Raw genomic sequence first — 21,699 nt, forward strand, 5'->3', positions numbered from 1 at the left:
AAAACAAAAATGGGTTGATATTTTGACCTGAATAAGTGACGATGCGCCCAATTAAAAAGCATTCGCTTGTCACTCAATACCCCCTATTAAATAGGAACATCAAAGTACTATGTTAAACCTTTTAAAATCTGTCATTTTAGCCACAACAGCAACGCTTTTAAGCTTTAGCAGCGTTGCTTTGGAATATCGCTTACCCGCTAAAGGAAGTCTCCTTGTAGGAGAAAACCAATACTACGTTGTGCCTGAAGGTAAACTGACACTAGAAGAGATTGCGGCTAAATTTAAATTAGGTTTAACCAATGTATTAGAAGCGAATCCTGGCGTTGACCCCTTTTTACCCACTCCAGGTAGCACCTTGGTGATACCACATCAGTTAATTTTACCTAACACTAAACATGAAGGGATTATCATTAACGTTGCCGAAATGCGCCTGTACTACTTTCCTAAAGGCACCAATACTGTCGAAGTATTACCTATTGGTATTGGTCAAATCGGTCGAGACACCCCTGAAAACTGGGTGACAACCGTACAACGTAAACGCGCCAATCCAACGTGGACTCCCACTGCAACAACCCGCAAGATTTATGAAGCTAAAGGGATCACCTTGCCAGCAGTATGGCCGGCAGGACCGGATAACCCGATGGGTTTGCATGCTCTTTATATTGGTAACTTATTTGCAATCCACGGCACTAACGCCACTTTTGGCATTGGCCTTCGTGTAAGCCAAGGTTGTGTACGTTTACGCCATGAAGATATCGAGCATTTATTTAATACTGTTCCAGTCGGCACTCGTGTTGAATTTATCAATCAACCCGTTAAATTTACTGAAGAGCCTGATGGTAATCGTTATTTAGAAGTCCACCAGCCATTGTCTAAAACACAGAATGAATTCGAATCGAATGAGCCTGTAGCCTTAACGTTCAATAAAGAAACCACACGCTTTATTGCTCATCCAGAAACAGATTCTTTTGTTTTAAAGCGCTTGCTTGAACAACGTACAGGCATCCCAACACGGATCAATCCTTAAGCTTAAATACTGAGCATAAAAAACGGCTTACATGAATATGTAAGCCGTTTTAGTTTGTGTTAGCGCAACTAAAATGATTGGCAAAAATGCAAAAAGCAGGAAACCTTAATCACCTGAGGTAGATGGCTAGCTTAGTTGATTTAACGGGGTTAATGCTTATTCATCTAGCCATGTTCGATAGCCCTTAGTGGTGAATGCATTTAGCCCAGTCTTTGCGCCCAGTTGCCATTATTATCTTGCTGACAACTTTGTTCACTGTCATATAAAATCTGCTGGTGTTTAATCACGACATTGATGTCGAGTAACTTTTTAACAATTAACTCACCCAAGGCTTGCTGGCTTTTTGCCATGATGAATTGCTGAAGATTATCACGGGTGTCAAACACACAGACAACGCGTAAACTTTTAGGAAACTGTGCATAGTTAACTTGGTGTGTCAACCATTTAAAGCCATTAAACTCATCTAGTGCAAAATGACAAACCTCGTTTAATTGGCCTATCAGTTGGTTTTCAATTTTCTTATCCGTTTTACGCATAACCACTCTTGGCTTTAGCCATTACTCAAACAACAAAATGTCTCAAGACATCACAATCGGGCTGAATTTAACAAACGCAATAGGTAAGCTAAACGACGGTTTAGTCGTCAATTAGGGGGAACTTATTTTGCATCAATTTCATTTTCTGGCTGAGTTTCTATCGCTGCTTTAGGCTCATTATCATCGTTCATCAATGCATTGGAGGCCGCCATCGCATCTAAATCTTCCATTGCCACATCGGGATCGGCTAAACCCGCATTAACTAGTTCTTCGCGTTGCTCAATAAAAGAGTGCTCATTTTGCACATCCTTCAACAACTTGGCGGCATTGCGTTCAGTAATACTTTCAGCGACGGGTGACGGTTGGGTAAACAAAGCGGGTTCGTTGCTGGCTGGCTTAGGTGAAGCTAAAAAATCCCCCCACCCCACTTGCCACAATCCGACAGTAAACAACATAAGGGCTGTGACGCTTAATATTTTTTTATTTGATGTTTTACTAGGCTGAACTTCATCGTCAGCTGTTTCAATATTTTTTGTCGTTTGCCCCAGAGGATTGTTTTGAGCCTCTGTCACTTTGTGAATTTTGGGCGAGCTACTAAGGGGTTGCTGAGCGGCATCATGAATAACCACCTCAGTTGGTAAAGGTAACACACTGGCTTCTGGGCCCGTGGTACGCATACCGATAAACTGGCCACCATCGTAAATTTCCATCTCATGACTAGAGACATCGGCTTCTACCACGCCAGTGGCCACGATAACCAACTTATTGCAAAATAGTTTACCTTTTAATGTGCCACTTACACGTAGATCTTGGCAAAACACTTCGCCATCAATCTCCCCACCAGGCTCAATTTTAATTTGATCGCTTGAGCGGACAATGCCTGTGATTTTACCAGCAATTAACGCGGGGCCTTTAATGTCTACTTCACCATTGAGTGCCATTTCTGCACCAATATAGGTGATCCCCTTACCCTTATTATTCATTATTTTATCCTTTTCGGGTTATCACTATGTTGCAAATTTACATCAATCAGGGCATAAACGCGACCCATGATGATATAACAAGGATCAGGTATACTGGCTGCAGCTGCCCCTTAGAAAAACGATATGACACTTTCTCCCATTGCTCAGTACCAAGCGTTAAGCAAAATAAATGTATTACCTGATGATGCTCAAACAGAAGCTCTCCAAGCACTCGATTCACTTTTTCAGCAATTGCATTCAGTTGATGCAAAGTGCCAGATTAAGGGGCTTTATCTTTGGGGGGATGTCGGCAGAGGAAAAACATTTTTAATGGATTTGTTTTATCACAGCGTGGTAAATCCCCCAAAACTGAGACTACACTTTCACCGATTCATGGCAATGGTGCATCAACGTCTCAATCAAACATCAGGTATCAGAGATCCACTGACCTATATTGCTAAAGATATTGCCAAACAATATCGGCTAATTTGCTTCGATGAATTTTTTGTTGCTGACATTGGCGATGCTATTTTACTAGCCAGACTGTTCGACACCTTGTTTGCACAAGGGGTAATATTAGTCGCGACATCCAACATTGCCATTAATGATTTGTATAAAGGCGGGCTACAACGAGACCGCTTTATGCCAACAATTGAACTACTGAAACAATACACCCAAGAAATTCATTTGAGTGGCAGCATTGATCATCGACTCACTGTGCATCATAAATCAGTAAACCAACGCGCTCGTTATAACTCCCCATCAGCCCTGTTTACTTTGCCCTCATTGCAGCTCGCTGAAGAAATTTACACCTTACTACAGGATGAGTGCCTATTTATTTCATCCAGTAGCCAGGTCTGCCAATCAAACTCCATTTCAATTTGTCAGCGGTTAATTCCTGTCAAGGCGGCAATAGGCGAGTTGGCTTGGTTTGAGTTTAACGCCCTATGTGATGGCCCCAGAAGTGCTTTAGACTATATTGAACTGGCGGGAAAGTTTAAGGTGATTTTGCTCAGTCATGTACCGACCTTAGGTGGGGAAATTCGCACCTGGATTAAAGCGCGGGGGACCGAAGATGGCGTCATTGCCACCTCAACGGGTGAAAGGCAATTGGCTTATTCAATTCAGGATGATCCCACCAGACGTTTCATTAGTTTGGTCGATGAGTTATACGATCAAAAAGTCTGTCTTATTATTCATTCAGCCCACTCGCTAGAAAGCCTCTACCAAGGTGGCGCATTATCTTTTGAGTTTAAAAGAACCTATAGCCGATTAATGGAAATGAGGCATTGGCTAGGGCGTGTTGATCTTCATTGATAAATGATGCAGTAGGCTATTTTTCTGTCAGGCAATCACAAATCAACGCCGTTTAGCCCGCTAAATAAGTGAATTTGCGGGCAGAATGACTGGGAAATAGCCACTTCCCTTCGGGGTGAGGCTAAAATGACTTTATACTGCGTTGGATAATCTTGACGTAGGGCAACTATGCCCGCAATTATCCGCCTAGCCTAAAGTCATTTTATCTCTCAACATAAAAAAGAAACAAAGATAAACACGCCCTAGCAAATTAATTATTAATGTATTTCTCGACATCAGTAAAACGGGCCAAAAAATTTTCAAGTGCCTCATTATTTGGGTAATCAAACTTATATTTATTATGAAAGAAAATATCTAATCTCACCTGCGCATCACTTAAGCTAATGGTATAACCATCAAAATCGGTTACTGCATTAAGACCACACAAGCGATAAACCGATTCGGTTGAGTCAGACTGCTTATCACCTAAAGTGGTGACTTTATTAAATACACGTAATGCTCGGTGAATATCGATTTCATTTTTCATGGCTGTCTCTTTAATCAAATACGTCAGATGATACTTTTAGATACTAAGGCAGTTCAAATTCATCTTTAAGCTGAGATTTTAGATGAAAATAGTTACAGGTATTTTAGGATGTTATCTCGTTAAAAGCATTGCTATCCTATACGATAACGAGGCACAATCAGCCCACAAAATTATGCTGTTACACGTTTTTCACTTCGAGAGCTCAAATCACTATGCCTGATATTGTTATTGCTTTCTTTGCCTTAGGCTTGCTTGCTGGATTGATTAAATCAGATCTAAAAGTCCCTAAAGCCACCTATGAAACCCTCACCATTTTGCTCATGCTCACCCTAGGTTTAAAGGGGGGGATGGCGTTGCATGGTGAAACACATACACTACAAATCAGTGAGCTAATCGCCATTATTGCTTTAGGCTTTATTATCCCGCTGACCTTATACCCCATTTTACGTAAACTCATCTGCCTAGAGCAAAAAGAAGCCATCAGTATTGCGGCTCATTATGGCTCGGTGAGTGCAGGAACCTTTGCCGTTGTGCTCGCGATGGTCGATTATTCAGATTTGCCTTTACGACCAGAAACCACTCTTTACTTAGTTTTATTAGAATTACCCGCCATTATTATTATGTTATGGCTGCATCGTCATTTAGAAGCGAAAAAGAACCCTCAAATCACAACCGCCTCCCACGGCAGTGTGTTGCATGAAGCCCTTACCAGTCGCGGGGTAGTCTTATTGTGTGGTGGTGTGGTTATCGGCTGGTTATATGGCACTGAAGGCATGGCGCCATTAACGCCAATATTAATGGGTGGATTTAAAACACTACTGGCCCTATTTCTATTAGAAATGGGGATCAGCACAGCAAAAGTGTGCTTTCCATTACCTTATAAACAATGGCGTTTGCTAGCATTTGCGGCAATTGCCCCCTTCGTTTTAGCCTGGGTTGGCATAGGATTAGGCTTTATGCTTGATTTACCCTCTGGCAGCATTTTAGTGTTAGCAGGATTAAGCGCCAGTGCTTCATATATTGCCGCGCCTGCAGCGATCAAAGCAGCAATCCCTGATGCGAATATTGGTTTGGCGATGCTAGCATCATTAGGCATAACCTTCCCTGTTAACGTGCTTGTTGGTTTACCTTTGTACCAAATATGGATTGAAAAACTGACACTAAATTAACCCATTTTAAGCAGGCCAATAAAAAACAGGTTAACTTTTCGTTAACCTGTTTTTTTAGGGTTTTAATCGGTATTTACAGCATCTTTGAAGATGGGTGTAAATGATTGAAGTGACTTTTGGCTGCTGAGGTTATTGATGGTGCAGCGCTTTAATTGCAAACATAGCTTTGTCTGCTTGAGCCAGATATTCATTTAATGACTGTGAGCTGTTATATGCACGGTGGGCAACGCCTGTGCTGTAAACCAGTTCATAGGGCAAATCACTTTGTTGATTATGGGCATGAACTAATGCATCAAAACGCTTTAATACGGCATCTAAATTTAGCTCTGATTCATAACTTAACAATACAACAAACTCATCTCCAGCAAATCGGGCGATAACATCTGATTCTCTAAAGCCATCTAACAATAATCCGGCAAATTGTTGTAATGCTTTATCGCCTTCAGCATGGCCAAACTCATCGTTAATTTGTTTAAAGTGATCTAAATCGAAAAATAACAGACTGGTATTAATGCCTTGTCGATCGCCATTGGCAATCACTTGGTTGGCTAACATTTCAAAGCCTCTACGGTTTGAAATGGCCGTTAAAGTATCTAAGGTCGTTTGTTGGATAGCCACAATTTCATCTTCAACTAAATGGCCTAAATCCTCTAAGGCATGGCGATCATCTTGTGAGAATTCACGCGGTTTCTCATCGATTAAACACAAGGTACCAATGCGCACTTTATTGGGCATAGTCAGTGGGTATCCTGCATAAAACCGAATATTGGGTGATTCGGTCACCAATGGATTATCCACAAAGCGCTCGTCTTTAAAGGTATCCTCCACAACAAAAACATCATGCTGCATAATCGTATGGCCGCAAAACGAAATATCTCGCCCCGTTTGTTTAACTTCAATGCCTTGTACTGATTTAAACCATTGGCGGTCTTCATCTACTATGCTAACCAAACAAATCGACACCCCAAACAAACGTTTTGCAAGACGGGTAATGCGGTCAAATCGCTCTTCTGCCACGGTGTCAAGTACATTTAAACCACGTAATGTTTCTAGCCGTGTATGTTCATTTGCAGGTATGGGGGCACATAACATTGAATCATTCACCTTATAAAATAACTCTATAAACTAAAGCAGTATTGAGTCGTTTAATCAAACGATTTACGAATTAATATCGCATTTCAAGTATTTGACGATAAATTTCAATCACAGTATCGGTTTTTTCTGCCACAACAGCAGTTTCAAGCTCACCACTCATTTGCTGTAGCGTGAGTTCGTGATTTTTATCGCGAAGCCAGCAATAGGTTTGAGTTAAATGTTGCGCCTGCATCACCGGCATTAGCTCTAAATCAGCCAATACCTCAAAAATACGCACATTGTCAGACCATATAGTAAGATCTTGATACTCATGGGAATATGCCAACACCATAAACTGGGCAATAAACTCAATATCGGCAATCCCACCAGCACTTTGCTTTAGATTGAACATGCCTTCACTAGATTGGAGTAAATGATCACGCATTTTTACACGCATCTCACGTACTGCGGTTGCCAGTTCATTTTTATCACGTTGATGTTGTAAAACTTGTGCACGTAACACGCTAAAACGATGGGCTAAATCATGATCGCCAAATACAAAGCGGGATCGCACTAAGGCTTGATGTTCCCATGTCCACGCTTCTTGATTTTGATATTCACCAAACCGCTCTATTTCGCTGACTAATAAACCTGAAGCACCTGAGGGCCGTAAACGCATATCAACTTCATACAATTCACCTGAAGTGGTTCTGGTAGCAAATAAATGCACTATACGTTGAGCAAGCTTTAAGTAGAAATGGCTGCTGTCGATTGGACGATCGCCATCTGTAATGCCTACACTGCGATTGCTATGTAAGAAAACCAGATCTAAATCAGAGCCATAACCAAGCTCAATACCGCCTAATTTGCCATAACCTATTACCGCAAAGCCCATTTCATTCTGGTTAGTACCAGGCGGCACACCGTGCCTTGCTGCAACCTGATGCCAAGCATGTAAAACCACTTGTTCAATGATCGCTTCGGCTAAAAAGGTTAAATGATCACTCACCTGCATAACAGGTAGCACCCCTGTTACGTCAGCTGCGGCAATTTTTAATTGCTGTGATAGCTTAAATTGCCGCAAAGCTTCCATCTGCTGTTCCATATCATCTTCTGGTACACGTAACAGATACTGGCGCAGCTCACTGGGGTAATCATCAATCGAGGTAATATCATATAACTGAGCCGGGTCAATCAACTCATCTAACAACATGGGGAAGTTAGCAAGCTCTTTTGCAATCCAAGGACTTGCACAACATAAACTGACTAATTGTTGACGAGCACCCGGGTTTTCACACAGTAACTCTAAATAGGTGGTACGGGTGAGAATTTTATCTAACACATTAGAAACGGGTTTAAATGCCACGCTAGGTTTGGTTTGCACCATCAATTCTTCAAGCAATTTTGGCATTAAACGGTCAAGCGTTTCTCGACCTCTTGGCCCAATTGAGCGTTTAGAAACCGTGTTACGCCAATCGCTGAGTAGCGGCCATAACTCAGGATCTTCAATTTGTTGTTCCTGTAATAGGGTATCGGCATGCTCATCTTGTTGGATATTCCAAAACAAGCTAGTCCAATGATCGCTGTGTTCGTGTGAGTCACTGCCACCTACCGTGGCATTAAAGTGACGATGAATTTTGGCCATAGCCGCTTCTATACGGGTTCGTAAATCGGTTTCGTTAGTTAAATTCATGCTGTAACACAAACGCTGCCAATCTAATGGATTATTCGGTAACGTTTGAGTTTGCTTATCATCAATGGCTTGCAGCAGGTTTTCCACACGACGCAATAAAATATATGAGTGCTTCAACTCATCAACCGCCAAATATTCGAGCTGTCCTAGGCTGTATAAAATATCAATCGCCCCAAATAAGCTTTGCTGACGTAATGCCGGTTCACGCCCGCCTCGAATTAACTGAAAACTTTGCACCACGAATTCCACTTCACGGATACCACCAGCACCAAGTTTAATGTTGTCGGTTAGCTGACGACGTCGCACCTCTTGGGCTATCATCTGTTTCATTTTGCGAAGCGATTCAATAGCAGAAAAATCAATGTAACGACGATAAACAAATGGACGTAATAAATCGTGTAATTCATCACAATAACCTGACCATGGCCCTAAAACACGGGCTTTAACCATGGCATAACGTTCCCAATCTCGACCTTGTTCTTGGTAATAATCTTCTAGGCCTGCAAAGCTCACGACTAAGGGACCACTTTCACCATAGGGACGTAAACGCATATCAACACGGAACACAAATCCATCAACGGTCACTTGATCTAACAAATTAACCAGCTTTTGCCCCATACGAATAAAAAATTGTTGATTGGCAATCGCACGCCGACCACCGATGGTTTCACCATGTTCTGGAAAAGTAAAAATCAAATCAATATCGGAAGAAAAATTCAGTTCGCGGCCACCTAACTTCCCCATGCCTAAAATCAATAAAGGTTGGGGTTTACCTTCTGCATCTGAGGGTGTCCCCAACTGTTTACATAAATCAAGGTAAAGCCAATCTCGCGCCGCAATCACTAGCGCTTCTGCTAGTGAGGATAAATCAATTAACGAGTCTTCTAGTTTTGAATAATTGGCAAAGTCTCGCCAGGCTAAACGCACCATTTGTTTATTTCGATATTGCCGTAATGCCGACTTCACTTGATCTTCTGTGGTTAATTCAGCCAATATTTGATGCAGTTCTTTATCAAAATCAGCCCTTACGACTTCATCAAGCAAGCCACCAAATAGCATTGGGATCCATTCCGGATGGCGGTTTAATTGCTCAGCAATATAATCGCTTAAACTGAAAATAGTTTTGATTTCAGATTGCTGACTATCGGTAAGTGACAAAGCCTCAGGCCAGAGGTCGATTAATCTTAACCAGTAACTTTCTGCTGTTTGTTGCATTTGTGCAGATAATACCTTGTTACTTTGTGATGGCATGGCGATAATGGTCCTTTGATTAGATTCAAGATTGGACATATTATGTCAAGAATGTTATATCTTGATGCAGAGATTTTATTTATAGTCTCAAGATACTATACCCTGTCGCAAACGCACATTAAAAATTGCACGCTATGCGCATGAATTTTATAACACTTGGAGAAAACATGGCAGGTAAGCTCCCCCGTGTATTCACGTTTTTCATCATCCTTTTTCTTGGCCTAAATTTGACTGGCTGCGGTGATGATCGACCTGAGCAAATCGCAAAATATCAACAGCTGACCACCCAACGTTTAGCGCAACTTAAGAGTGGCCTTGAGAGCCAGCAGCTACGTAATGCCACTTTATTGCAACAATATAGTGATTTACTCGCTAAAAAAAGCCCTGATCTCGCACCGCTTTTAAGAGAACTAGCGCTAGATAGCACAACGCAAGGCCCCATGTATCAATCTTTACTAAGAAGAAATAATGACCTGAGCAATGCGGCTAACTTTATCGATTTAGACCAACAACTCGCAGAAGCTGAAAATGTTTACCAAGCTGCAGATCCGAGTTTATTTAATGATATGTTATCGGATCCTGTTAACGTGATTGCTGATTTATCTGATGGAAAATTGGCAAGAGTAAACTCAATCAGCCGTGAAGCGGCCGCATTAGCAAATGGCAACGAAGATTTTGGTCCTGGTAGCCAGTTAGTTGGTAATCCTTCTTATGGCAGCTGGCAGTCTGACTCAAGCGGTACTTCCTTTTGGGCTTGGTATGGCATGTATGCTATGTTTTCTAACATCTTTCAACGTCCGATCCGTTATGACAATTGGTCAAGCCGCCGTGGTTACAGTTATTACAATGACGTAGGCAGATATCGCTATACCTCGCCAAAACAAGCAACTGCACAAAATAATACTTATCAGCAAACAAAAAAGAGTTTTGAACGCCAAGGTAAACGCTTTGACAGCCCTTATGCCAAGACCAAAACCGGCTCCACCAGCTTGTCTCGTCAAAGTGCCAGTGCACCAAAAGCAAGTACTACCACTCGCACGTCTTCGAGTAAGTTTCGTTCAAGCTATTCAAAAACCAGTAGTTTTCGTAATTCAAGTAGCCGCACCACTCGCGGCATTAGCCGTGGTAAATAGGTAGGACTGACAATGACATTTCTTCAACAATATGGCATCACAGAGCCACTATTAATAATTCTTGCAATTGATTTAGCCATTGCAATCATTCTATTAGCCTTAATGCGATACCTCCAAGGTTGGTCAATCAAGGTCAACAGCACTAAAGAGCTGGCTGAACGCGATAATTTTGCGTTTGGTATTAGCACTGCTGGCGCTGTGGCAGCACTGGGGATTGTACTGACTGGCGCCATTACGGGTGAGGCGGCATTATCTTATACCACTGAAGCAATCGGCATGACAGCCTACGGTTTATTCGGTTTAGTCCTGATTAAATTTGGTCGTTATCTTCATGATAAAATTGCTTTAAATGAGTTCCCTAAAAATGAAGAGATTCTTAAAGGCAATGTGTCAGTTGCGGTTGTCGATGCCGCTGCCGCCATTGCAACAGCAATTATCATTCGCGCAGTATTAATGTGGGCTGAAGATATTACCGTCGATACTTTTATTGCCATTTTCAGTGCGTTTTTAGTATCACAATTGATACTGGTGTTGCTAACCCGCTTACGTGAAAACCGCTATGCCAAGCGTAATCAAGACGCCTCAATGCAGCAGGCATTAAAGCAAGGTCAAACCGCTTTAGCCATTCGCCATAGTGGTTATATGATTGCCATGGCATTGAGTTTTAATGCGGCAAGCCACTTTATTTTGTATATCCCTACGGCATATTTAAACAATATTTTTGGTTGGTTAATCTTCTCATTCGTGATGCTAGTGCTAATGAGCTTAGTGATCGCCTTAGTTAAAAAATTAGTTTTGGCGGGCATCAATTTAGCCGAAGAAGTCGAAAAACAACACAACATAGGTATCGCCGCAGTTGAAATGGCGATCAGCATTGCTGTTGCCTTAATCTTAACGGCGTTAATGGCATAATATCGATGTCTGACACTTTGCTTGAAGCACAACAACCTCAATCGGCACAGGAGGCGCTCAAGCATAGTGCGACTGTGCCCTCTTCTGTCTCGCCTAGTCAACGGATAACTTGGTTTGATGATGCCTTGCTGCTAGGCATTATGGCGCTGCTGGCTGGCTGTGGTTTAATCTATGAATACCTACTATCGCACTATGCTGGACGTATATTAGGCGCGTTAGAAGCTGCGATTTACACCATGATCGGCCTAATGATCGTTTCTATGGGTATCGGTGCATTTGCAGCGCGTAAAATCAAATGCGCTTTCACAGGTTTTGCCATTTTAGAACTCTCTGTTGCTTTATGTGGCTCGTTTGCCATCATCATCACTGCAGCGGTTATTGGCTTTGGTCAACAACTCCCCTTAGCAATCGCCAACACCTTAGGCTTACCCCCAGATCAACTGCCCAATGGCGGCTTTATTGCTAGCTTACAAACCCTAAGTGAATACCTGCCTTACTTATGGGGCGTCCTATTAGGCTTGATGATTGGTATGGAAATCCCCCTTATTGCCAGAGTCAGACAATCATTATCTGAAGCCCATTTATTGCATAATGCGGGGACGATTTACGGTGCCGATTATATTGGTGCCGGTATTGGCGCTGCAATTTGGGTGTTTTTTATGTTAGCAATTGATATCCAACTTGCAGCCGCACTTACCGCCAGCGTGAACCTCATAGCTGGCGCCATATTTATTTGGCGCTTTTGGTATAACATTCATCATGCTAAATGGCTACTTGTCGGCCATATTATTGCCAGTGTTTGTATTGGACTATTGGCAACCAAAGGACCACAGTGGGAACAGCATTTCAATAACCTACTCTACAAAGATAAAGTTGTTTATGCAAAATCCACCCGCTTTCAACAACTGACTTTTACAGAGCGATTAAGGGGCAACGGATTAGCACCCGTTTATAATTTATACATTAATGGTAGACTACAATTTTCCAGTAGTGATGAACACATTTATCATCAGTTTTTAGTGCATCCCACACTGGCCGCCAGTGCGCGCCATGACAAGGTACTGATAATCGGTGGTGGAGATGGCTTAGGATTAAAGCAGGTATTATCATGGGCTCCTAAATCAGTGACATTAATGGATTTAGATAAAGACTTAGTCAGTTTATTTAAGTCGCCTCCCGAGGATATGCCAGCTTTTTTAAGCAAAGCCATGCTGGCATTAAATGGCAATAGTTTAAATGACCCTAGGTTAACACTCATCAACGATGACGCCTTTAACGGGGTAGACACCTTGATTGCTGATGGGCAGCATTTCGACGCCATCATTGTCGACTTACCCGATCCCAGTCATCCGGATTTAAATAAACTTTATTCCGATTTATTCTATCGCAAACTGAATGAACTGCTCAGTGCCGATGGTATTGTGACCGTACAATCCACCTCCCCCTACCATGCACCAAAAGCGTTTATCTCTATCGGTAAGACCTTAGCATCAGCGGGTTTTAGGGTCGATCAGTTCCATCATAATGTGCCCAGCTTTGGCGAATGGGGCTGGAGTATCGGTAGTAAACAAGGTTTATCGCCGAAAAACAGGTTAGCGTCACTTGCTCAGTTACCGATAAAAAGCGACTGGTTAACCTTAGGTTTAGTCCACGGTGCATTCGAATTTCCAGGGAATTACTATGCTGAACAACAAGATGTGAAAATTAACGAAATCGGTTCATTGCAACTTTATCATTATCATTTAGCTGCCTGGTCAGAAAATGAAGCGATGAATCTTTTTTAATGGACACGATAGTACTTGACATATTATGTCTCGATGCTATCTTTGAACACAGACATAATATGTCAATTAAGGACAACTATGAACATCCATACTATTGCTAACCATTTAAATGGTCTTTGTGACAAAAGTCGTACCGGTTTTCAATTTGATTGTTACCCGATTGACGGTGATGTAGAAGTACTTCAAGTCAATGTTGTAGGCCGAGAAGAAATCCCGGTTTTTGTCTCTGTCACTGACAACCAAATATTGTGTATCAGTTATTTGTGGGGCGAGGATGAAGTGAATCAGTCTCGTCGCGCAGAAATGTTTGAGACCATGTTAGAACTCAACATTCCGATGCCACTGTCTTCATTTGCAAAAATTGATGATAAATATGTGGTATACGGCGCATTATCAGTCGAATCTAGCATGGAAGAGATTGAACAAGAATTAGCAGTACTTTCAGACAACTGTTTGGAAGTGATCGACGAACTCTCAGAGTTTTTGAATTAAGGAGTCAATTATGGGCATTTTAAATAAAATTCTTACCGCATTTCGTGGCGGAGCAACAGAAGTAGGCCAAAGCATTGTTGACGCAAACTCAACACGTATCTTTGAACAAGAAATTCGTGATGCAGAAAAGCATTTAACCAAAGCAAAGCGTGAGTTAACTGACGTGATGGCGAAAGAAATGCAAGCTAACCGTGAAGTCGACCGCTTAAAGCGCAGCATCGCTGAGCATGAAGGTTATGTTACCCAAGCTTTAGAGAAAGAAAATGAAGCATTAGCGATTGAAATTGCTGAAAAGATCGCTCAACTTGATCAAGAGCTATCTGAGCAACAAGCGGCAAATGACAGCTTTAGTTCTCATGCAGTTCGTCTTAAAGATTTGGTGAAGAAAACTGAACGTCAGTTATCTGATTACCAGCGCCAATTAAGCATGGTAAAAACCACTGAGAGCGTACAGAAAGCGACCGCGACCATTACTGACTCATTTGCATCTAGCAACTCCAAACTGCTTAATGCTAAAGATTCATTGGAGCGCATCAAAGCACGTCAACAACAGTTTGATGATCGCCTAAAAGCCTCTGAAACCTTGGCTGAAGAAAATAGCGATAAGTCTTTGCACGCTAAACTGGCTGAGGCAGGTATTGGTGAGCAAAAATCGAGTGCTAATGCCGTGCTTGATCGCATTAAAGCAAGAAAAGGCTAATTGACTATGGGATTTTTAAGCGGCCTATTTGGCAAAAAAGAAGCCCCTAAGCGTCTGCTTGACCATCCCAGTAAACTGCTCAAGGGTGATATGATCACCCTTGATGACAGTTTTGCTCTGCCTGCACAACTGCGTGGGCAGCAGTTAAAGGTTGAAGCAATCCATACCTACGAATACCAACGCTCTCAGCAATGTGAATACCTATTACGCGGCCACAGTGACAATGCAATTTATATGTCTTATGTGGTTGAAGACGAAGCGTATTTAAGCTTTTCTATCAAAATCAATCGCGCTATCGTTGAACAGCTGTTTGACTTAGATGCCTTTGCTGAAATATTTGAAGAACCCGGTAAGGCCACCCTTACCCCACAACCTTTACCTGCTGAATTAGCTGACGCTTTCAGCCAATGGCTGGCTGACGATTATCATCAAGTGGAATTTGCGGGTTTTGGTTATTTTCATCGAGAAGATTATCGTAATCAAAAGCCTCCCCAAGATGAAAATGGCGCTAGGGGTGAAGCCTTCGAAAGTTATTCATTGATCAATAATCAGGAAACTCACGCGCTTGATATTGAAGTTTATGATGGGGGGGACACTGAAGTGATGCTAACCCTATACCGCCCATTAACCGATATTCGCGAATATTGGCCTGCGAGTTAATCTAGGAGAATCGCCTCTATGAGTAAAGGCAAACCATTACCTGAGAAATGGTTAAATAATCAAAAAGCCGCGAAAGCCACGCAAGTGGCTTTTGATATTGATGAAAAGTTTCAATACTCCATTCGCAAAGCGGCACTTGATCGCGGTGTTAGCCCTTCAGATCAAATACGTACCATTCTCGGCTTATCCGTTTCAAAGCGCCCTAAACGCCCAAGGCTAACGGTTTCCTTAAGTGGTGAAGATTATATTCTGCTAGCGGAAAAATATGGCCTACCCTCTGATTCACAACTTGAAATAAAAAAACGCGTCCTTGATGACCTAGTTCATTTTGTCGATAAAAAATAATTATCAGATAGTCCGATATTAATTATTAAAACGCGCTAGACTTTTGCCTAGCGCGTTTTTTATCATGGGGAAAGAAATTACCTCAGACTACTTATAAACGGACTTTGTCATGTTCAAAGCTAAAAGATCGTCCACAAAAATATTCAATACGCTTGAACCCATTGAATTAGCAATGATGATTTTGTCATTTTTTTCAGTCGCTATAGTGCTCGCATTAACATTTGGTAAACTCGACAAAGAAACTTATCGGCTGCTGTTATATATCGACGGTGCCATTTGCGTTATTTTTTTGAGCCGCTTCTTTTGGGGATTATATAAAGCCCGTAATAAAGCCTACTACCTGCGTCATCACTGGATAGACTTTCTAGCCAGTATTCCCGCGATAGAAGCATTACGAATTGCTCGGGTATTCCAAATTCTTCGGGTGATAAGATTAATCCGCATGAGCCGCTCAATCATTTGGCCATTATTAAAACAAAAAAAACAAACCACACTCGCAAGCCTTTTATTAGCCACAGTATTGATTTTAGCCAATGCATCAGTGCTTATTCTATTGGTTGAAAGTGGCGCTGAAGGCGCTAATATTCTCACTGCTGAACAAGCTATCTGGTGGGCATTAGTGACAATATCTACCGTTGGTTACGGAGACTTTTACCCAGTCAGCACTTTGGGTCATGTCATTGGTGGCATTGTGATCATCAGTGGTGTCAGCTTTTTCGGGGTGATATCGGGCTATATGGCTTCAGTATTTGTAGCCCCTGATGAACAAGAGCGAAAAGAGTCACAACAAGAATTAATTAGAACAGAGGTAGAACTGGTATTGTCTCGAATGGAGGCCAATCAGCATCAAATGGAAAAAAATCAAATTGAAATGTTGCATGAAATATCTCAACTTAGGGATGAATTAGCCAAGAAATAACGCAGTTGCACAGATGTGATAATAAGACAAAAAATCAACACAAGTCATTGTTATTTAATCAAAATATAACAGAGGTATCGAGTTTTTTTCCTTCAGTATTTATGAACACTTCTATACTGTGATTGGTATAAAATGTGTCTATCTCGCTTCCCAATCAAAGTTAACCTCTCTAGGTAGCAGATACCTAGAGAGGTGAATCTTCCCCAAAAGCGATAATGCTAAAGGATTACTCCCCTAACAGCTTTTGCCACCAAGACAAAGGTTCGCCACAATTAGCCGCAGGTTGATAACTCACATTGTGGGCAGGTAAATTAATCACATTGTGACAATTAGGCTGCATCGGCGCACCATTGGTGCGGTCAAAGTAGCCATTCACTATGCCCTGAACCGGTGGCATTCGTAAACTCAGCGGTGGACGTTGCTGTAAAAATGCTTGGTAAACCGCCATAGCACCGCTGCTACCGTATAAACCTGTTTTACTGTTATCGTCTTGGCCAACCCAAATAGCGGCAACATTTCGCTCATCAAAACCAGCAAACCAAGAATCACGACTATCGTTACTGGTTCCTGTTTTACCTGCTAATTTAACCCCTGGGAAGGCAGCGCCTAAACGTTTGCCGGTACCTTTGGCAACAACTTGGCTCATGGCATATTGGACAAGGTAATCTGTCGCAGGATCTATCGCCATCTCACTGGCTGAATGTGTCACCGCTAATGGGGTATTTTGACTATCTAGCACCGCCGTTATTGAGGTTAATTTACGATAACGACCTTCATCTGCAATCGTTTGATAAATCTGTGCCACCATTAATGGCGATCCATTCACTGCACCCAGTAACATAGATGGGTATGGCGCAATGGGTTCACTCCAACCTGCGTTTTGCATGGTGTTGGCCACATTTTCAACACCTATTGCCAAACCGGCGTTCACCGTAGGGACGTTCATTGAATTAGCAAAAGCCTCTAATAGAGACACTTCACCACTAAATTGTTTATCGACATTTTTCGGCGACCAAGTTTTACCTTGCTCGTTCGTTAAAGTGATTGGCTTATCCGCTAACGGGCTGGCTAAACTAAACTTATCCCCTTGAGCCAATGCAGTAGCATACACAAACGGTTTAATTAACGAGCCGATTGGTCGGCGGATCTCAACGGCGCGGTTAAAACCTTCAAAACCCGGTTGTTTGTCACCCACCATGGCGGCGATACCACCTGTATATTTATCTGTTAGCACCATCCCCACTTGCACATTTTTAGCCCGCTTGTCTAAGGATTTTAAGGTCGATAACACCGCTTTTTCTGCCGCATCTTGGGCCATTGGATCTAAAGTGGTGTATACCTTAACGCCAGATTGATTTAATAAACTGTCGCCATAGCGATTACGTAGTTCATTTTTAACCACAGCAAAAAAGGCGGGGAGTTTTTGATGCACCGACTTTTTACCGTCGCGTAATCCTAAGGGCGATTCTGCGGCGGCTTTGTACTGAGCAACCGTTAATTTATCGTTTTCCATTAATATACGTAACACCAGATCACGTCGCTCCTGAGCGCGCTCGGGATAACGCCATGGATTGTAATACGACGGACCTTTAATTACGGCCACGAGAAAAGCTTGCTGAGCAACCGTTAGCTCGGCTATTGGACGCCCAAAATAGAATTGCGATGCTAACCCCATACCATGAACACCACGGGCTTTATCTTGGCCCATGTAAACTTCATTTAAGTAAGCTTCTAAAATTTCATCTTTGCTATAGCGAAAATCAATAATAATTGCCATTAAGGCTTCTCGGACTTTACGAATAAGCGAACGCTCACTGCTTAAAAAGAAGTTTTTGGCTAATTGTTGGGTTAACGTGGAGCCCCCCTGCACTGCTCGACCTGCGGTAATGTTAACGATGGCCGCACGCGCAATCGCAAATGGATTGACGCCATGGTGCTCATAAAAGCTGCGATCTTCAACCTGCAATAGTGACTCAACAATCAAGCTCGGCATTTCGTTTTTGGGCACAAATAAACGATCTTCACCATCACCGGCGATAATGCGGTCAAGTAATACGGGTTCTAAATGAAAAACCGCTAACTCGCGTTTATCACTCATACGCTGAACAGAGTTCACCCCTAAACTATCGAAACTGATCATCACCCGCTGCTCAGCTTGATTGCCTTCTGGGTGTAAAAAAGGACGACGCCACAGCTCAATGCGCGTGCTTGACGCAGAAAATTCGCCCACTTGGCGAGGATTAGCTACCTTACGATAACCAAGTAATTTCAACTCAGCCATCAGTTGTGGATGGTTTACCGCAGCACCGGGATATAATGCCATCGAGCGGCTGAAAATTTGTGCCGGCAAATGCCACTTTTGCCCTTCAAATTTTTGAGCAATGATTTGATCCAAATAAATGGCATAAAACGTCACAAAAGCAATACCGATTAATGCGAGTTTCCATGTTAATGACCATAGGCTGCTGAGCCAACCTTTACTGTGCTTTTTAGCGTGCTTCTTTGTCGATTTAGTTTTTGCCATGTCTCTCTACAACGTCATACATTAGATAGGTTCTAACGGGCTTATAAGCCTGGGGTTTTCTTTTTAGTAAATTTGGTTGCGGTGGTATTTATAGGATCATCGGGCCATAAATGTTTTGGGTAACGGCCACGCATTTCTTTTTTTACTTCAACATAAGGTCCTTGCCAAAAGCTGGCTAAATCTGCGGTGGTGGCGAGTGGCCTGTGCGCCGGAGACAATAATTCCATGGTTACGGTTAATTTACCATTAAATAATCTCGGACTTTGTGCCATACCTAATGCTTCTTGCAGTCTGACACTAAGCAATGCTCTTGCTTGTTGATGTTCAAAATAAGCCTGACCATGCTCATCAACAGGCAACTGGTATCGAATTGGCGCATAGGTCCCTGTTGCCATTAACCAGCGGGTGGGAGCCACATCATTCAACACCTGTTGCAACTCCCACGTTAAATGATTTAGCAACAGTTTACTGCAATCCAATTTGGCTAATTGTGCCAGATTACGCACATCGGTAAGATAAGGCGTTAGCCATTTATCGATGTTTTCCATCAAACCATTATCACTGTAATCGGGCCAAGCTAAATGCTCTAACAAATAACTCGCCATAATGACCCGCCGTTGCAACTGCTTAACACTGTCATCAAGATTTAACACAGATAGGCCATTTTGCTGCAACAACGCCACAAGAGCACAGCGAATATCATCAGTGCTGACGCTATTATCCCTCACCGATTTCAATACAATACTGCCGACTTGGGTTTGGGTTTCAGCAAAAAAACGCCCCTTGGCTTCATCCCAACCACTGACTCTTTGAGTTGTAACGAGATGTGCAAGTTCATCACTTATTAAGCGCTCATCCAACGCACAGGCAAGATAAACTCTGCCAGCCGTACGACCTTGGGTTTCTTGAAAATCAGCCACCACTAACCAGGGTGCATGGCAAAGGGGATCTTGTGGGTCAAGGGTAACGCCCGTGCCGTTACTGAGCAAAAAACCCAACTTACCACGAGCTTTCGCTATTCTATCTGGATACGCTAACCCTAAAAGGTGGCCAATATCGTAATCATTCGCTTCACTGACGGCTTGTTTCAACTCCCCCGGTAACGACAGCTTTTTTTGCCAAACTTTGGCCTGTTGCCCCATTTGACCTTGAGTTGCCATAGACAAATAACCGCTAATATCAGCCCCTTTGGCTGGCAATCCCCGCGCTTCCACAATGCTAGCCAATAAGCAGGCTAGTAATGCAAAATGTGGCGTGGCATTTATCTCAGCAAGCACTTTAGCTTGCAGCAACATATGAGCTAACCTAGGGTGACAACCTAAGTGATGCGCCTCTCGGCCAAGCGAGGTTAATTTGCGGTCTTTATCCACCAACTCCAGTTGCTGTAATAATTGCCATGCTAACTGCTCATTTACTTTAGGGGCTGGAGTCAGTAAGGCTAAATCACTAAATTGTTTTGCCCCCCAACAGGCACAATCTAAGGCGACACTGGTTAATTCGGACAATACAATTTCGGGAGGCGTGACTTTTAATAATCGGCCTTGCTCTTCCTGACTCCATAACCTCAGTGCTTTACCCGCTGATAATCGCCCAGCTCGGCCACTTCTTTGTATCGCCGATGACTGACTAATTCGGGTTAAACTGAGTTTTGATACCCCGGTTTTGGGATTAAAAGTAGCACTGCGTTGATAGCCACTATCGACGACTATGGTAATGCCTTCGATGGTTAAACTCGACTCAGCAACGTTAGTGGCTAACACCACTTTTCGCCATCCCGCTGGCGCAACTTGAATGGCTTTATCTTGCTCTGCTGGACTTAAATCGCCATACAAGCTGCACAATAAAATATCATCCGCCAATTTAGGTGCCAGTATTGCAGCAAGCCGGTTGATTTCGCCTTTACCTGGCAAAAAAGCCAATAACGAACCGCAATCACCAGTGAGGCGACTTGAGTCGGTCATCTGATCAACAATCACTGTCGCCATATGGCTTAACCAATCGGCTGACGCCCCCATCGGGGCATATTCAATTTCAACTGGAAAACTGCGACCTTCACTGAATATTACTTGCGCATTAGGCATGATATCTTGCAGTGGTAACCCTGATAATGAAGCCGACATCGCCAATATAATCAGATCATCACGTAAAGAAGATTGCACCTCTAATGCAAGCGCCAAACCGATGTCGGTGGGTAAATGACGCTCATGGATTTCATCAAAAATGATCATACCAATGCCATCTAACTCAGGATCATCCTGGATCATTCTGGTTAAAATACCTTCGGTCACCACTTCTAATTGAGTTTGTGCACTCACCTGACTGTCACCACGAACTCGATATCCCACTTGCTGGCCAACAGGTTGTTTTAGTTGCTTGGCAATGAATTTAGCAATATTGCGCGTAGCCACTCGCCGCGGCTCCAACATTAATATTTTGCCCTTAATAAGGCCAGATTGAAGCAAGGCTAATGGTAAGGCTGTCGATTTACCTGCGCCTGTCGGTGCTTGGAGAATAATTTGATTAGCGCTCTCGACCGCTTGAAGCATTTTGGGAAGTATTGCCGTAATAGGAATATCGAAAGCTGAAAGGGTCATATTGGTTACATCAGTCATTGGGGAACTTGAAAATAAATAGCTGTTAATGCCGTTTGGGCTTAGTACTTTACGGGATACAGG

Annotated in this window: 18 protein-coding genes; 11 read left to right on the plus strand and 7 right to left on the minus strand. The window is 42.6% G+C overall.

Features of this window, described 5'->3' with window-relative positions; genetic code table 11:
- Positions 1-109 precede the first annotated feature (109 nt).
- Positions 110-1,027 (plus strand): L,D-transpeptidase family protein, encoded by a 918-nt coding sequence (locus OHT75_RS08250; RefSeq protein WP_264726013.1) that lies wholly within the window; start codon positions 110-112, stop codon positions 1,025-1,027.
- Positions 1,028-1,227: 200 nt separating this feature from the next.
- On the opposite strand, the gene OHT75_RS08255 is transcribed toward OHT75_RS08250, so the two are convergent.
- A complete protein-coding gene (locus OHT75_RS08255; protein ID WP_264726014.1) occupies positions 1,228-1,563 on the minus strand; it encodes a Fis family transcriptional regulator in 336 nt (111 codons plus the stop codon).
- Between the two features lie 122 nt (positions 1,564-1,685).
- Positions 1,686-2,546, minus strand: a complete 861-nt coding sequence (locus OHT75_RS08260) for a polymer-forming cytoskeletal protein (RefSeq protein ID WP_264726015.1) — start codon at positions 2,544-2,546, stop codon at positions 1,686-1,688.
- Positions 2,547-2,669: 123 nt separating this feature from the next.
- Here OHT75_RS08260 and zapE point away from each other — a divergent pair, with 123 nt between their 5' ends.
- On the plus strand, positions 2,670-3,842 hold the full coding sequence (gene zapE / locus OHT75_RS08265; protein WP_264726016.1) for a cell division protein ZapE: 1,173 nt from the start codon (positions 2,670-2,672) through the stop codon (positions 3,840-3,842).
- 250 nt (positions 3,843-4,092) lie between these two features.
- On the opposite strand, the gene OHT75_RS08270 is transcribed toward zapE, so the two are convergent.
- Entirely contained in the window at positions 4,093-4,368 is a 276-nt protein-coding gene (locus tag OHT75_RS08270; RefSeq protein WP_264726017.1) for a DUF3081 domain-containing protein, read from the minus strand.
- 212 nt (positions 4,369-4,580) lie between these two features.
- On the opposite strand from OHT75_RS08270, the gene OHT75_RS08275 reads away from it, so the two are divergent.
- Complete coding sequence (locus OHT75_RS08275) at positions 4,581-5,537, plus strand: sodium-dependent bicarbonate transport family permease (RefSeq protein WP_264726018.1); 957 nt, start codon at positions 4,581-4,583, stop codon at positions 5,535-5,537.
- 129 nt (positions 5,538-5,666) lie between these two features.
- Here the strand turns inward: OHT75_RS08275 and OHT75_RS08280 are convergent, their stop codons facing one another.
- Positions 5,667-6,629, minus strand: a complete 963-nt coding sequence (locus OHT75_RS08280) for a sensor domain-containing diguanylate cyclase (RefSeq protein WP_264726019.1) — start codon at positions 6,627-6,629, stop codon at positions 5,667-5,669.
- A gap of 73 nt (positions 6,630-6,702) precedes the next feature.
- On the minus strand, positions 6,703-9,555 hold the full coding sequence (gene glnE, locus OHT75_RS08285; protein ID WP_264726020.1) for a bifunctional [glutamate--ammonia ligase]-adenylyl-L-tyrosine phosphorylase/[glutamate--ammonia-ligase] adenylyltransferase: 2,853 nt from the start codon (positions 9,553-9,555) through the stop codon (positions 6,703-6,705).
- 167 nt (positions 9,556-9,722) lie between these two features.
- Between glnE and OHT75_RS08290 the strand changes: the two genes are divergently transcribed.
- The 8 genes from OHT75_RS08290 to OHT75_RS08325 all read left to right on the plus strand — a co-directional run bounded on the left by OHT75_RS08290 (position 9,723) and on the right by OHT75_RS08325 (position 16,500).
- On the plus strand, positions 9,723-10,688 hold the full coding sequence (locus OHT75_RS08290) for a hypothetical protein (protein ID WP_264726021.1): 966 nt from the start codon (positions 9,723-9,725) through the stop codon (positions 10,686-10,688).
- Between the two features lie 12 nt (positions 10,689-10,700).
- On the plus strand, positions 10,701-11,600 hold the full coding sequence (locus OHT75_RS08295; protein WP_264726022.1) for a DUF350 domain-containing protein: 900 nt from the start codon (positions 10,701-10,703) through the stop codon (positions 11,598-11,600).
- 5 nt (positions 11,601-11,605) lie between these two features.
- On the plus strand, positions 11,606-13,384 hold the full coding sequence (locus OHT75_RS08300; RefSeq protein WP_264726023.1) for a polyamine aminopropyltransferase: 1,779 nt from the start codon (positions 11,606-11,608) through the stop codon (positions 13,382-13,384).
- A gap of 78 nt (positions 13,385-13,462) precedes the next feature.
- Positions 13,463-13,876, plus strand: a complete 414-nt coding sequence (locus tag OHT75_RS08305) for a YjfI family protein (RefSeq protein ID WP_264726024.1) — start codon at positions 13,463-13,465, stop codon at positions 13,874-13,876.
- A gap of 10 nt (positions 13,877-13,886) precedes the next feature.
- Positions 13,887-14,576: a PspA/IM30 family protein gene (locus OHT75_RS08310; protein WP_261297122.1), complete on the plus strand. Its 690-nt coding sequence runs from the start codon at positions 13,887-13,889 to the stop codon at positions 14,574-14,576.
- Between the two features lie 6 nt (positions 14,577-14,582).
- Positions 14,583-15,236, plus strand: coding sequence for a hypothetical protein (locus tag OHT75_RS08315; RefSeq protein WP_264726025.1), 654 nt, complete (start codon positions 14,583-14,585; stop codon positions 15,234-15,236).
- A gap of 18 nt (positions 15,237-15,254) precedes the next feature.
- On the plus strand, positions 15,255-15,581 hold the full coding sequence (locus OHT75_RS08320; protein WP_264726026.1) for a hypothetical protein: 327 nt from the start codon (positions 15,255-15,257) through the stop codon (positions 15,579-15,581).
- Positions 15,582-15,690: 109 nt separating this feature from the next.
- Complete coding sequence (locus tag OHT75_RS08325) at positions 15,691-16,500, plus strand: ion transporter (RefSeq protein WP_264726027.1); 810 nt, start codon at positions 15,691-15,693, stop codon at positions 16,498-16,500.
- A gap of 226 nt (positions 16,501-16,726) precedes the next feature.
- Here OHT75_RS08325 and mrcB read toward each other — a convergent pair whose 3' ends face one another.
- Together mrcB and hrpB are read right to left on the minus strand one after the other, a co-directional pair.
- Positions 16,727-19,024: a penicillin-binding protein 1B gene (gene mrcB, locus OHT75_RS08330; protein WP_264726028.1), complete on the minus strand. Its 2,298-nt coding sequence runs from the start codon at positions 19,022-19,024 to the stop codon at positions 16,727-16,729.
- A 41-nt stretch (positions 19,025-19,065) separates the two neighbouring features.
- A complete protein-coding gene (hrpB, locus tag OHT75_RS08335) occupies positions 19,066-21,618 on the minus strand; it encodes an ATP-dependent helicase HrpB (protein WP_264726070.1) in 2,553 nt (850 codons plus the stop codon).
- Positions 21,619-21,699: the final 81 nt, after the last annotated feature.

It is taken from the genome of Shewanella subflava (assembly GCF_025971955.1).
GTDB classification, from domain to species: domain Bacteria; phylum Pseudomonadota; class Gammaproteobacteria; order Enterobacterales; family Shewanellaceae; genus Shewanella; species Shewanella subflava.